A 13,937-nucleotide genomic window follows, 5' to 3' on the forward strand; every position below is an offset into this window, starting at 1 on the left:
TTAATGCGCCGCTGCTATCAGCGACAGAGCATAATCCAGGACGTTATCTCCCCGCTGCATTCCGTAGTCCATGGCGTTTATCGGCTGGACCGGAATATTCAGGGAAGCGGCTTTCTCAGATAATGTTTTCAGCATGTATTTTACCTGGGGCCCGAGCAGCACCACCTGGTATTGCGGAAACTGCATGTCAAATTCGGAAACGCCATAGGCGTCTATCTGCACCGGCAGGTTACGTTCCTTCGCCTCATCGACCATCTTCCTGACCAGCAGACTGGTGGACATCCCCGCAGAGCAGCACAGCATAATCTTGTACATCGACACTCATCCTCAATATGTAAAAAGTTATTGCGTGGATGATTTGATATCAGACGGAAACCGGTTTCCATTTATAAAAAACAGAACTGTGATAACCGTCAAGAACTAACGGTGTAAGGGCTGATTAATTAGATTCTGCTCACATAATTCCGTGGTTTTTGCGATGATTTTCCATGAAACGGAAAATCGGTTTCCAAATAAAAAAGGAAACGGATATACTGCCGTTGGTTACTATTGAAGCGATTCAGGTTTAAAGATTTACAGGGATCGGCCCGACCCTGTCAGGGGAGAAAGATGTCTACAATCAACGATGTATCACGGTTAGCTGGCGTCTCAAAGGCCACGGTTTCACGCGTGCTGAGCGGCTCTCGCGGCGTCAAAGAGGCCAGCCGTCAGGCGGTACTGCAGGCGGCGGAAGAGCTCAATTACCGGCCAAATATGATTGCCCAATCCTTGTTCAGCCAGAGCACGGGCTGCATCGGGGTGATTTGCGCCCAGGATAATATCAACCAAACCACCAGCTATCTGTATGCCCTGGAAAAACAGCTCAGCCAGCATCAAAAGCATCTCCTGCTGCGCTTTGCGAACACCCGCGACGGGGTGATGAACTCGCTCGAAGAGCTCAGCTGCGGCCTGTGCGACGATATCCTGATTATCGGCGCCCGCTTCCCGCTGAATATTGACCGGCCGGACGTGGCGCTGATTGACTGCCTCGAGAGCGAAGGGGCGAACAGCATTCAGTTTGACCACGCTTTTGCCGCGGAAACTGCCTGTAACTATTTGATTAGCCAAGGTCGACGCCAGATTGCGCTTATCCATCCCGAGGGGAGCGGCTTTGCCGATCAGGTGCTGCTGGGCTACAAGCATGCGCTGGAGAAAAATTTCCTGCCGTTTAATCGCAACCTGGTATTCCTCGACAGCACTTCGCCGTCGGTGGCGGTGCAGGAGCTGGTGAGCAACGCGACGACGTTGAATTTCAATGCGCTGCTGGTTGCGGACGAGCAGCAGGCGCAGCGGGTTGTCCCGCAGCTGCAGGCGTTCGGCCGCGCGGTGCCGGAAAAGGTGATGGTCTTTAGCCTGGCGGGATCGCTACAGCTGCCCGGTATTCCGACCATTCCGGCGATTGAGTACTCGATGGATGCGATGGCGATGCGGATCGTCAGCTGGCTGACGGAAAAGACGCAAATGCTGGGCGGCAGCATGCTGCGCGGGGATCTTATTATTCCGAAAATCTAAGCTGACCCGCGCGTGGGCGCACACGGCCGCGGGCCCATGATGAAGTCAAAAAAATACCTGCCAGTGGCGTAACTGACAGGTATTTTTATTTGTGCGGCGGGCGGCCTGCTGGCCGCGTGGCAAGCGCGATCACTGCGCCGGGCAGGTAATCTTGTCGATAGCCGCCCGGTAGTTTTTCTGGTTATTACGCTCTTTTGCCAGGGTCGCCTCGCGCACGTAGGTTTGATTCTCTTTTGAGGCAAGAACCTGATTGGCAAAGTCGTTATCGCTAAGGGTTGCCGCCGGGCTGCATTTTTCCTTCACCGCTTTTAATACCTGCTGCTTTTGCTGCTCGAACTGCAGGCTTTGTAGCGGCGATTCGGCCCACGCGGCCGAGGCGCTGAGGGCGCTGACCAGGCACAACATCCAACACGCTTTCATGGCGCTTCTCCTTCAAGGGTGATACCAAACTATATGCGTAGTGCGTAAAACACGCAAATTGTCTGGATTATAAATTGTTTAAAATCAGTGAATTGCTTTTCTACGCCGCCCGAACGCGCCGCCGTGAATCCACGGCTATCAGCACCACCGATGACAGGATCAGCAGCGTGCCGAGCCAGTCCGGCAGCGTAAAGGTGATGCCCAGCAGCAGCAGCGAGAGCAGGGCGCTGCTCAGCGGCTCGGCGCAGCTGAGAATGCCCGCTTTCGCGCCGCCAATCATCTGCGCGCCGTTCAGATAAAGGCTGAAGGTCAGCGAAGTGCCGATCACCACCAGATAAAAGAAGGCCAGCAGCAGAGGGCCGTTGACCACAAAGTTGCTGCCCTGGCCGCCGTAGAACGGCAGCAGCATCGCCCCGCCGAGCAGCATGCTCCAGCCGACGATCGGCAGGGTGCCGTAGCGGGCGATAAGCGTTGACGGATAGGTGGTGTAGAAGGCGGCGGCAAAGGCCGAAGCCACCCCCCAGAAGAGCGCCGCGGGTGAAATAGAGAGCGTTGTTGGATTGCCGTGGGTCACCAGCAGAAACGTTCCAGCCAGCGAAGTGCCGATCGCCGCCAGCACCAGCGGGCGAGGGCGCGTTTTGCGGGCCAGCGCGAACCAGGCGACGATAATCGTCGGCGACAGGAACTGCAGCACCGTCGCTGTCGCGGCGTTTGATTTTTCGATGGTCATCAGGAAGGTGTACTGCACGGTCAGCGCGCCAAACAGCGAGAAAATCAGCAGGCTGATAGCATCCTTGCGGTTCTGCAGGACGCGGAAAATTTTATCGCCGTGGACGAAAGAGAGCATCAGCAGAATCAGGCCGGCGAACAGCAGGCGCGTCATGGTCAGAAACGGTGATGACATCTGGCTTTGCTGCATAATGTACTGCGCGCAGACGCCGGAACTCCCCCATAGCACGGCGGCTATGAGTACATTTAGCATCCCTTTTTTACTGGAGCCCATCTTTCCCTCAGGTGGTATATCGCAAAAAGGGAATCATAGCATGGGCGCGTTCGGACGGCGGGGAAGGAAATGGTAGTCGCCGTCCGCATAAGCGCGGCGCAGATCGGGGAACGGCCGGCCAGGCGCCCCCTGACCAGCGCTGCGCCTTAACTCAAATCAACGTTCTTACTGCCGAACAGCCAGGTCAGCGCAAAGCCGCACAGGTAAGAGACGGCCAGCCCCGCCGCGTAAACCGCCATCCCGGCGTAGATGCCGCTGCCGGAGGTCATCAGCGGCAGCGCCACCAGGCCGGAGGGCCCAAAGACCGTATTCAGCCCCACCGGCAGGCCCAGCCATGCGATCAGGCCGAGGAAGAAGCCGCCGCAGGCGCCGCCGATGCAGGCGGTGACAAACGGCTTCATCCGCGGCAGGGTGACGCCATAGATCAGCGGTTCGCCGATGCCGAGAAAGCCGGGGATAATCGCCCCTTTGATCTGGGTGCGCAGCAGCGAGCCGTGCTTCGCCCGCCAGTAGAGGGCCAGCGCGGCGCCGACCTGCCCGGCGCCGGCCATCGCCAGAATCGGGAACAGCGAGTTAAAGCCCTGCGCATCCACCAGCGCGAAATAGACCGGGACAAAGCCCTGATGGACGCCAAACATCACCGCCAGCAGGAATAACCCCGCCAGCACCGCCGAACCGAATGGGTTACCGTTGAGGTGCAGGAACAGCCACGACATTCCGGTAAACAGCCAGCCGCCAATCGGCATGATCACCGTAAAGGTGACCGCGCCCATAATCAGCAGCGTGACCGCCGAGGTAAGGATCATATCAAGGTTGGCCGGCATGATACGCCGCACCTGTTTTTCCACCCATGCGCCGATAATCGAGGCGATCAGGACGCCGATAATATTGCCGCGCGGGTCGATGCCGTGGCCGAAGAAGGTGGTGATCCCGGCGTAAAATCCGCTGGTCGCTTCCGGGTTGTAGCCGAGAACGAACAGCGAGGCGATAATCGCCCCGTTGACCCCGGAGCCGCCAAACGCCTTCTGGGCGTTATAGCCGATTAAGATACTCAGGAAGGTAAACATCCCTTTGCTGAAGATCTTCATATAGCCGATCAGCGCCACCAGGCTGGCGTTAGGGTGCGCATTCTCCAGGACGAAGATTTGTTCTGCCAGGGTAGCAAAGCCGAGCAGCAGGCCGACGGCAATAAAGCCGGGGATCAGCGGCGTAAAAATAGTGGCGAATTTGGCGAGAAACTTCTGTACCCCGCTGGTCTGCTTGCTCTTCAGCGCCTGTTTCTTCTCGGCGGCGACGTCCGCCAGCGACGGAGCGTCCTGCGGCGCATCCTCCAGCATGGCGTTCATCATTTCCGCCGCGGTTTGCGCTTTGCCCGGGCCAAGCACGACCTGAAACTGCTCATCGCTGACGATAACCCCCATCACGCCTTCAACCTGACGGATTGCGGCGCTATCGGCCAGCGCTTCGTCGCGCAGCGTCAGGCGCAGGCGGGTCATGCAGTTACCGGCCTGCGCCACGTTTCCGGCTCCGCCGACGTGGGCAAGGATCCGCGCTATCATCTCTTTATTTATTTTTGCCATTGCAGTTTACCTGTCTGTTGGCGCTCAGGCGTTACCCAGCGCTTTGCGGATATAGCCGCTATTTTTGGCCAGCAGCGACTGCGCTTCTTCGGCGTCAAGATCGGCAAGCACCATCACAATGGCCGTTTTGCAGTGACGGCCGCAGGCGTCCAGCGCGCGCTGGGCGGCGTCGCGATCGCACTCGGTCGCTTCCATAACGATGGAGACCTGACGCTCGATAAGCTTCGCGTTGGTGGCTTCAACGTCAACCATCAGGTTGCTGTACACCTTGCCGACGCGGATCATTGCCCCGGTCGAAATCATATTCAGCACCAGCTTTTGCGCGGTACCGGCTTTCAGGCGGGTCGAACCGGTCACCACCTCCGGGCCGACGACCGGAGTGATGGCGACGTCCGCCAGCCGGGCCATCTCGCCGTGCGGATTGCAGCTGACGATGGCGACAAAAGCGTTCTGGCTATGGGCATACTCCATCGCGCCGATGACGTACGGCGTCCGCCCGCTGGCGGCGAGGCCAACCAGCACGTCGTGGTTGCTGAAATTGAGGTTCTGCAGGTCCATTGCGCCCTGCGCTTTATTGTCTTCGACGTTTTCCACCGCGCTAAGAATGGCTTTATGCCCGCCGGCGATAATCCCTACGACCTGCTCCGGACGCGTGCCGAAGGTTGGCGGACATTCGCTGGCGTCGAGGATCCCCAGACGACCGGAGGTGCCTGCGCCGATGTAAATCAGGCGCCCGCCCGCCTGCAGCGCCGCGGCGACCTTGTCGACAACCTGAGCGATCTGCGGCAAATAGGGGGTAATTGCCTCGGCCACCAGCCTGTCTTCCCGGTTAATCACCGTCAGCATTTCAACGGTAGACAGGATGTCAATATTGGCGCTATTGGCGTTGCGCCGTTCGGTCAGCAGTTTGCTCAGGTCGATACTCATAACAAAACCTCATTATTCACAATGGCGGGTATTCTAAGGAATTAATTATTCCATTCATGTGAAGGTTATCACGATTAGCGCACGGCGGATAATAAGATATTTGCAGGTATGGCGGGGGATTGTGCGGTAATAAAACTGGAATATTTTATTACCGCAGGCTGGGCTAGCGTGGCGCAGCGGGGTTTTTCAGGCTCAGCAGCAGGGCCAGAGAATAGCTTATCGCCATGGCCAGGCTCATTTTCAGCATGGTTTCACCGCCGAGTCCGGCGAGCGGCGCGGCAATGCCGCCAAAAACGAACATCAGCGTACCTAACAGCGCGGACGCGGTGCCCGACTGCCCGGCATCAACGGCATTCATCGCTTCGGCCCCGGCCACGGTGCTGATGCCGCTCATAAACGACACGGTGAAAAATAGGCCGATCAGCGCCGGCAGCGGCAGCTTCAGCCAGGCGAACAGCAGCATGCCGGCGGCGCACAGCACTGCCAGCATTAGCCCCGTGCGCAGCAGGGACTCTGCCGAAAAGCGGCGCGTCAGGCGGGAGAAGATAAGCGCGGCAATAATCAGCCCGATACCGTTCAGGCCGAACAGCAGGCTGAACTGCATGGCGCTCATGGCAAATTCGCTCTGCATCACGAAGGACGACGAGCCGATATAGGAGAACAGGCCGGCCATCATAAAGGCCTGAATCAGGCAGTAGCGCATAAAGCGGCGATTTTTCAGCACCGGCGAGCCGCCCGCTTTACGCGAGGTAGCGGCGCTTTTCGGCGGCAGGGTTTCGTGGAGGATCGCCAGGCTTAACAGCAGCAGTACGCCGCCGATCGCCGCCATTATCCAGAACAGAGTGCGCCAGTCGAAGGCGGTGATGACGTAGCCGCCAAGCACCGGCGACAGAACAGGCGCAATGCCGTTGACGGTCATCAGCAGGGCAAAGAACTGGGTCAGCAGCGCACCCTGATAGCGATCGCGGGCAATCGAGCGCGACAGCACCGAGCCGCCCGCGCCGGCAAAGCCCTGTAAAAAGCGCCAGAGAATCAGCAGATGAATATCCTGGGTCAGGGCGCACATCGCCGAGGAGACGATAAACAGCAGCAGCGAGAGGATCAGCGGCCTGCGGCGGCCGATGCGGTCGCTGAGCGGGCCAAAAAACAGCTGGCCGAGGCCCAGCCCGAGCAGCGCGGCGGTCAGCGAGAGCTGGGTTTGCGTGCTGGTCGCATTCAGCTGGCGGGTGATATCCGGCAGCGCCGGCAGATAGAAGTCGGTACAGAGCGGGCCGATGCCCGAGAGCAGTCCGAGAATAACAACCCAGGAGAGAGAAATACGCGGCATAGCAGGTCCTTATGAGGATGCCGGGCGCGGCGGCCCGGCGGGAGCAGATCAGCTGGCACCGCCTCCCAGCGACTGCCAGAGCGTAATGCGGTTTTGCAGATCGGTTTGCTGGAGAGTAATCAGCGTGGCCTGCGCCGACCACAGCGTACGCTGAGCGGTAAGCACCGACAGATAGTTGCCGATCCCTGCCTGATAGCTGCGGGTGGCGATATCCAGCGATTTCTGCTCGGCGGCGACGTACTGCTGCTGGGCATCCAGCTGCTCGCCCAGCGTTTCCCGGCGCGCCAGCGCGTCGGCGACGTCTTTGAACGCGCTCTGAATGCTTTTCTCGTAGGTGGCGATCAGCCCCTTTTTCTCCGCTTCGGCATAGCGAAGCTGCGCCAGGTTGCTGCCGCCGGTAAACAGCGGCAGGCTGATTGATGGCGCGAACGACCACACCTGCATCCCGTGGCTGAACAGCGAAGAGAGCGAATCGCTGCCGACCCCGGCGCTGGCGGTGAGCGAAATGCTCGGGAAGAAGTTGGCGCGCGCGGCGCCAATATCGGCGTTGGCGCTCTTGAGGTTGTGCTCGGCCTCCTGAATATCCGGGCGGCGCAGCAGGACCGACGAAGAGACGCCGGCGGGGATCAGGGCGATGCTGTTGTCGCTGAGGCTTTGCAGCGTACCGGGCAGCAGGCTCTCAGGGACGGTTTCACCGGCCAGCAGGTTGAGCGCGTTTTTATCCTGCGCGACCTGGGTACGATAGCTGGCGACGCTGGCGCGCGCCTGCTGGTAAACCGCTTCGGCATCGCTCAGATCGCTGGCCGCAGCGGTACCGACCGCCATCTGGCGGGCGACGATTTTGCGCGAGCTGTCGGCGCTGGCCATCGTTTCTTCGGCCAGCGCCAGGCTGCTGTTGTCCGCCGCGAGGGTGATCCACGCGGTGGTCAGGTCGGCGATCATCGTCAGCCGCGTATTCTGGGCGGTGAATTCGCTGGCAAGCCAGGTTTCCCGCGCCGCGCGGGTCAGGCTCTGGTTCTTGCCAAACAGGTCCAGCTCGAAGCTGGAGACCGCCCCGTCGGCCTCCGATGATGAGGTGAGGCCGCTGGCCACCGTTTTGCTGCGGGTATGGCTCAGCTCGGCGTCAACGGTGGGGAACAGCGAAGCGCGGGTTTCGCCAAACTGGGCGCGGGCGGCTTCGATATCGGCCAGCGCTTTTTGCACATCGCGGTTGCTGTTCAGCGCGATGGTCACCACTTTTTTGAGCCGGGCGTCGTTCACCACCTGCTGCCACTGGCTGACGACCGTCGTCGCTTCGCCGTGGGCGCCGGGCAGCGTGGCGGGCACCGGTGCCGCCGGGCGCTCATAGTGCGGGTCAAGGGAGACGCAGCCTGCGCTCAGGAGCGCGATAAAAACTAACGTAAAACGAAACATAACCTACTCCTGAGAAGGACGCTGGCGGGTGAAGAACCGTTTCACCAGCACAAAGAACAGGGGAACGAAGAAGACAGCCAGCAGCGTGGCGGTCAGCGTGCCGCCGATGATCCCGCTGCCGATCGCCACGCGGCTGTTGGCCCCCGCGCCGGTGGCCACCGCCAGCGGCAGCACCCCGGCGATAAACGCCAGTGAAGTCATCACGATAGGGCGCAGGCGGGTTTGCGCGGCGCGTATGGCCGCCCGGGAAAGCGAATAGCCTTCATCCACCGCTGACTCAGCGAATTCAACGATCAGAATGGCGTTCTTCGACGACAGCCCGATGGTGGTCAACAGCGCAACCTGGAAGTAGACGTCGTTATTCAGATCGCGTAGCCAGGCCGCCAGCGCCGCGCCGAGCAGGCCGAGCGGGATAACCATGATGACCGAGAACGGCACCGACCAGCTCTCATACAGCGCCGCGAGGCACAGGAACACCACCAGAATTGAGATGGCGTACAGGCTCATGGCCTGGCCGCTGGCCAGTTTTTCCTGCAGCGACATGCCGCTCCATGCCCAGGTGGTGCCCGCCGGCAGGCTGTTGGCCAGGGCTTCCATCTTGTCCATCGCCGCGCCGGAGCTGGAGCCGGCGGCGTTTTCGCCCTGAATTTCAAAGGCGGCGGAACCGTTGTAGCGCACCAGGCTTTCCGGACCGTACTGCCAGCGCGTGGTGGCGAAGGCGGAGAACGGCGTCATGCCGTCATCGCTGCCGCGCACGAACCATTTCCCGAGATCGGCGGGGACGGCGCGAGAATCGCTATCGCCCTGGATATAGACCTTTTTCACCCGCCCGCGATCGATAAAGTCGTTGACGTAGGTGCCGCCCCAGGCGCTGGAGAGGGTGTCGGTGACGTCGCTCAGCGATAGCCCCAGCGCCACCGCTTTGTTGTTGTCGATATCCACCTGCAGCTGCGGCATCTGCGGCAGGTCGTTGGCGCGCACCGACTGCAGCTGCGGGCTCTGATTGGCCGCCGCCAGCAGCTGGCTGCGCATTTTCATCAGGCTGTCGCGATCGGTGCCGCCGCTGGCCAGCAGCTCAAAGGTAAAGCCGTTGCTCTGCCCGAGGCCGTCCACCGAAGGGGGCGTCATCGCAAACAGCGAGGCGTCGCGGATGCTGCCGAGCTCTTTGGTGGCGCGCAGGGCAATGGCCTGCGCGGTGTTGGCTTCGCCCTTGCGCTGGGACCAGTTTTTCAACGATACGAAAGCCATCCCGGCGTTCTGCCCGCTGCCGCTGAAGCTGAAGCCGTCGACGGTAAAGATAGCGCTGGTATTGGCCTTCTCTTTGGTCAGGAACCAGTCGGTTACCTGGCGGCGAACCTCGGCGGTGCGCACGGCGGTCGCGCCTGCCGGCAGGGTGTACTGAACCATGATTTCGCCCTGGTCCTCCGCCGGCAGGAAGCTGCCCGGCAGCTTCCACATCGCCAGCGCCATGACGGCGCAAATCAGGGCGAAGGCGCCCATCATCGTCGCCGAACGGCGCAGGCCGCCCAGCACGCGGTGTTGATAGCCCTGTTCCGTGCGCCCCCACAGGCGGTTGAACGCCCCGAAGAAGCCGGTGGTATGGGGCTTCGAGTGGCTCAGCAGCGCGCCGCACAGCGCCGGGGTTAAGGTCAGCGCCACCACCACGGAGAGCATCATCGCCGAGATGATGGTGACCGAGAACTGGCGATAGATAACGCCGGTTGAGCCGCCGAAGAAGGCCATCGGCAGGAACACCGCCGACAGCACCAGGGCAATGGCGATCAGCGCTCCGGAAATTTCGCCCATCGACTTTTCGGTGGCTTCCCGGGCGGATAGCCCCTCATCGCGCATAATTCGCTCGACGTTTTCCACCACCACGATGGCGTCATCCACCAGCAGGCCGATCGCCAGCACCATCGCAAACAGCGTCAGGGTATTGATGGAGTAGCCAAACAGCGCCAGCACGCCGAAGGTGCCAAGCAGCACCACCGGAACGGCCACCGCCGGGATCAGCGTGGCGCGGAAGTTCTGCAGGAACAGATACATCACGCAGACCACCAGCGCGATGGCTTCAAACAGCGTTTGAATCACATCCTCAACCGATATTTTAATAAACTCGGTGCTGTCCTTCGGATAGGCGATATCGTAGCCCTGCGGCATCTGGCGCTGATACTCGGCAATCTTATCCTTCACGCGCGTCGCGGTATCCAGCGCGTTGGCGCCCGGCGCCATCATGACGGCGATGCCGGCGCCAGGGTGGCCGTTGAGGTTCGCCGAAGCGGTGTAATCTTCGCTGCCCATTTCAACCCGGGCGACGTCGCTCAGGCGGACGACCGAGCCGTCGCTCTTGCTCTTCACAATGATGTTTTTGAACTGATCGACGGTTTGCAGGCGCGACTGAGCGCGCACGGTGGCGGTAAGCTGCTGGGCGTTAGAGGACGGCAGAGCGCCGATTTTACCCGCCGAGATCTGCACGTTCTGCGCTTCGATTGCCGTTTCGACATCGGAAGGCATCAGCGCATAGGAGGCCAGTTTGGTCGGGTCCATCCAGATGCGCATCGCATATTCAGCGCCAAATACCTGCAGGCTGCCGACGCCTTCCACGCGCGCCAGCGGGTCCTGCATGTTGCTCACCAGCCAGTCGGCGATATCGGAGCTGGTGGCCTTGTCGGTTTTATCGTACACCGCGAGGATCAGCAGGAAGCTGCTCTGCGATTTCACCACCGTCACGCCGGACTGCTGCACTTCGCTGGGCAGCCGCGATTCGGCCTGCTGGACCTTGTTTTGCACCTGCACCTGCGCGGTGTCCGGATCGGTCCCCTGCTCGAAGGTCACGTTAATGCTGACCGAGCCGTCGGAGCTGCTGGTGGAGCTGAAGTAGAGCAGGTTATCCAGCCCGGTAAGCTGCTGCTCAATAACCTGGGTCACGCTGTTTTCCAGGGTTTCGGCAGAGGCGCCGGTGTAGGTGGCGGAAATTTTCACCGACGGCGGCGCGACGTCCGGGTACTGGGCGACCGGCAGCGTGCGGATGGCGAGGATCCCGGCGAGCATAATCAGGATGGCGATGACCCAGGCGAACACCGGGCGCCGGACGAAGAAGCGGGAGAACATCAGGCGTTGCCTCCGCTTTTTTTCATCTCTACGGCTTTAACCTGCTGCCCGGCGGCAACCTTGCTGGTTCCTTCAACGATCAGCCTGTCGCCGCTCTTCAGGCCGCTCTCTACCAGCCACTTATCGCCGTAGGCTTCGCCGGTTGCGACCTCGCGCTGGGCGACTTTGCCGTCGGCATCGACCACCAGCGCGGTGGCGTTACCTTTGGCATCGCGGGTGATCCCCTGCTGTGGGGCGAGGATCGCGTTGTCCATCACGCCCTCATCGATGCGGGCGCGGACGAACATTCCCGGCAGCAGGACGTGCTGTGGGTTGGGGAACACCGCCCGCAGCGTGACCGAGCCGGTTGATTCGTCCACCGCCACTTCGGTCAGCGCCAGGCGGCCCTTCTCGGCATAGGTGCTGCCGTCTTCGAGGATCAGGGTGACGCTGAGGGTATCGGCGTTGGTTGCCAGCGTTTGCTGGCGCAGGCGCAGCAGATCAACGCTCGATCGCGTGAGATCGACGTAAATCGTCTCCAGCCCGCGGATCGTCGCCAGGGCCGTATCCTGATCGGCAGAAACCAGCGCGCCTGGGGTGACGGAGGATATGCCGATCCGCCCGGCAATCGGCGCGCTGACGGTGGTCCAGTTCAGGTTGATGCGGGCGCTCTCCAGCGCGGCTTTTTTCGACTCGACGCTGGCCTTGTCCTGGTTACAGGTGGACTGCGCGTCATCGGCATCCTGCAGCGACACGCCGTTGTCTTTGACCAGCTGCGTATAGCGGCGGGCTTTCTGGCAGTCGGCAACCGTCAGCGATTGCGCCTGTTTCAGGGCGGCCGCGGCTTCGTTATAGGCGGCGCGATAGCTGGCCGGGTCAATTTGATACAGCGCCTGTCCCGCTTTCACCATGTCGCCTTCGGTAAACAGGCGCTTTTGAACGATCCCGCCCACCTGCGGGCGCACTTCGGCGCTGAGCGACGCGGTGGTGCGGCCGGTCAGTTCGCTGATAACGGAAACGGACTGACCTTTCAGGGTGACAACGCCGACTTCCGGCGTCATTTGCGGCGGGGCAGATGTTTGCGAATTATCGCATCCGACCAGCAGAAATAATGTTATTGCGATGGGTATGGTGGTGTATTTCATTATATTTTCTCAGGATAAACGACGTCCGCCCCGCTAATTAAATAGTGAGGTGATGGGTTGGGCGCTGAGGCATCTTCGGGTAAACGAAAATGACAAAAAAGGAACTCAGACGTTCCTGTATGCTGTTATTCGACGACGGCCGCCGGAGCGGTCATTTTTTGGCTTCTCTGCAGATGAGATGGCTCCACTCCTGGGTTTTGTGATGAGAATGGTCATTCTCATTTTTGCTCATTATACGTCTCAATCGACCAATGAAAAGGTTTTTTTGTCTAAATTTGAATCGTGAAAATTAAGGCAAAAAATAATGGAGGAAATAAGAATTTTTTGTGAAAGTAAGAACCAATAATACTCTTACATAATTTAACCTGGAGGCATTAATGGCTTTAATAATGACAACCAGCATTAATCCCGCGGATCGTGATGAGCTGCTGGCGGGTCTACGGGAATACAACCTGCGCTACCTGGACCCGACGCAGTTTGGTGAACTGGGGATCTATCTCCGCGATCGGGCGGGGGAGATGCAGGGCGGTCTGATCGCCAAAAGAAAGGCGAACTGGCTGTGTATTGAGTACCTGTGGGTCAGCGAAGCCTCGCGCGGTAGCGGGCTGGGCGGCGAGCTGATGCGTGCGGCGGAAAAGCAGGCGCGCGAAGAGGGGTGTAACCACGTGCTGGTGGACACCTTCAGCTTCCAGGCCCTGCCGTTTTATCAAAAACAGGGCTACCGGCTGCAGATGTCGCTGCCTGATTTCCCGCACCCTGGCATGGAACGTCATTATCTCTCGAAGGCGCTGTAAGGCCGCCACCGACGCGGATATTAGCCGCCAATCCCCTGCTGGATCATCGCCAGCGCGTGGCTGACGATGGTTTGCCGGGACATCGTTTTTAAGCGCGGATCGGTGCGAATGCGAGAATAGGGCACCAGCACCAGGCTAATCAGGCTGGTGAACAGCAGCTCCGGCGACAGGGCCGGGTTGAGTTTCCCCTCCTGCTGCCAGCGGCCTATGGTCTCCAGCATCCGGTGATACTTATCGTCGCCAAAGCGGGCGTGCATATGCTGGCGCAGCACCGGCATTTCGCCGATCATCTCCTGCATCCACAGCGGCGCAAACCAGTCGTTTTGCTCCGCCAGCGCGGCGAGCGCCTCAATCAGCAGGGTAAACGCGGTCAGCGGATCCTGCGGATGGGCGATAAAAATTTTGCTGATTTCGCTGCGCAGCGGCATAAAGCGCTCTTCCAGCAGCTGGTCGACTAATATCTCCCGCGAGTTGAAATAGTAATGCAGCATCGCCGGCGTGACCCCGGCCTCTTTGGCGATGGCGTTCAGCGACGTCCGGGCGATGCCCTGGCGGGCAAACAGCGCCAGCGCAATATCCATCAGCTGTTCACGGTTAGCGGTGCCCGGCTTTTTGCCGCGCGGACGGCCTGGACGGCGCGGCGCATCATGGTCTTTTTGTGCTGTCATTTCTTCACTGTCTCTTGAC

12 protein-coding genes are annotated in these 13,937 nt (G+C 60.2%); 2 read left to right on the top strand and 10 right to left on the bottom strand.

Translation table 11 applies throughout. The annotated features are described in order from the left end of the window. Positions 1–315: a PTS sugar transporter subunit IIB gene (locus tag MMW58_RS00245; RefSeq protein WP_041143294.1), complete on the bottom strand. Its 315-nt coding sequence runs from the start codon at positions 313–315 to the stop codon at positions 1–3. A 294-nt stretch (positions 316–609) separates the two neighbouring features. Between MMW58_RS00245 and MMW58_RS00250 the strand changes: the two genes are divergently transcribed. Further along, positions 610–1,551: a LacI family DNA-binding transcriptional regulator gene (locus MMW58_RS00250; protein ID WP_133600231.1), complete on the top strand. Its 942-nt coding sequence runs from the start codon at positions 610–612 to the stop codon at positions 1,549–1,551. 129 nt (positions 1,552–1,680) lie between these two features. Here the strand turns inward: MMW58_RS00250 and MMW58_RS00255 are convergent, their stop codons facing one another. The 8 genes from MMW58_RS00255 to MMW58_RS00290 form a co-directional block, all read right to left on the bottom strand. Beyond that, a complete protein-coding gene (locus MMW58_RS00255; protein WP_133600230.1) occupies positions 1,681–1,971 on the bottom strand; it encodes a YicS family protein in 291 nt (96 codons plus the stop codon). A gap of 100 nt (positions 1,972–2,071) precedes the next feature. Then, positions 2,072–2,974, bottom strand: a complete 903-nt coding sequence (locus tag MMW58_RS00260) for a DMT family transporter (RefSeq protein ID WP_166646196.1) — start codon at positions 2,972–2,974, stop codon at positions 2,072–2,074. A gap of 146 nt (positions 2,975–3,120) precedes the next feature. Continuing rightward, on the bottom strand, positions 3,121–4,554 hold the full coding sequence (gene murP, locus MMW58_RS00265; protein ID WP_159236660.1) for a PTS N-acetylmuramic acid transporter subunit IIBC: 1,434 nt from the start codon (positions 4,552–4,554) through the stop codon (positions 3,121–3,123). Between the two features lie 24 nt (positions 4,555–4,578). Further along, a complete protein-coding gene (gene murQ, locus MMW58_RS00270) occupies positions 4,579–5,481 on the bottom strand; it encodes an N-acetylmuramic acid 6-phosphate etherase (RefSeq protein ID WP_241722565.1) in 903 nt (300 codons plus the stop codon). Positions 5,482–5,644: 163 nt separating this feature from the next. Beyond that, positions 5,645–6,808, bottom strand: a complete 1,164-nt coding sequence (locus MMW58_RS00275) for a multidrug effflux MFS transporter (protein ID WP_241722566.1) — start codon at positions 6,806–6,808, stop codon at positions 5,645–5,647. A 48-nt stretch (positions 6,809–6,856) separates the two neighbouring features. Continuing rightward, on the bottom strand, positions 6,857–8,221 hold the full coding sequence (locus tag MMW58_RS00280; RefSeq protein ID WP_241722567.1) for an efflux transporter outer membrane subunit: 1,365 nt from the start codon (positions 8,219–8,221) through the stop codon (positions 6,857–6,859). A 3-nt stretch (positions 8,222–8,224) separates the two neighbouring features. After that, positions 8,225–11,332: an efflux RND transporter permease subunit gene (locus MMW58_RS00285; RefSeq protein ID WP_241722568.1), complete on the bottom strand. Its 3,108-nt coding sequence runs from the start codon at positions 11,330–11,332 to the stop codon at positions 8,225–8,227. Further along, on the bottom strand, positions 11,332–12,456 hold the full coding sequence (locus MMW58_RS00290; RefSeq protein ID WP_241722569.1) for an efflux RND transporter periplasmic adaptor subunit: 1,125 nt from the start codon (positions 12,454–12,456) through the stop codon (positions 11,332–11,334). Before MMW58_RS00290 ends, MMW58_RS00285 begins: the two co-directional genes overlap by 1 nt. A 377-nt stretch (positions 12,457–12,833) precedes the next feature. Here MMW58_RS00290 and MMW58_RS00295 point away from each other — a divergent pair, with 377 nt between their 5' ends. Beyond that, positions 12,834–13,250, top strand: coding sequence for a GNAT family N-acetyltransferase (locus tag MMW58_RS00295; protein ID WP_045853790.1), 417 nt, complete (start codon positions 12,834–12,836; stop codon positions 13,248–13,250). A gap of 20 nt (positions 13,251–13,270) precedes the next feature. Here the strand turns inward: MMW58_RS00295 and MMW58_RS00300 are convergent, their stop codons facing one another. Further along, positions 13,271–13,918, bottom strand: a complete 648-nt coding sequence (locus tag MMW58_RS00300; protein ID WP_045853791.1) for a TetR/AcrR family transcriptional regulator — start codon at positions 13,916–13,918, stop codon at positions 13,271–13,273. Positions 13,919–13,937: the final 19 nt, after the last annotated feature.

Source organism: Klebsiella sp. HC6 (assembly GCF_022605325.1).
In the GTDB taxonomy this organism is placed as follows: Bacteria; Pseudomonadota; Gammaproteobacteria; order Enterobacterales; family Enterobacteriaceae; genus Klebsiella; species Klebsiella terrigena.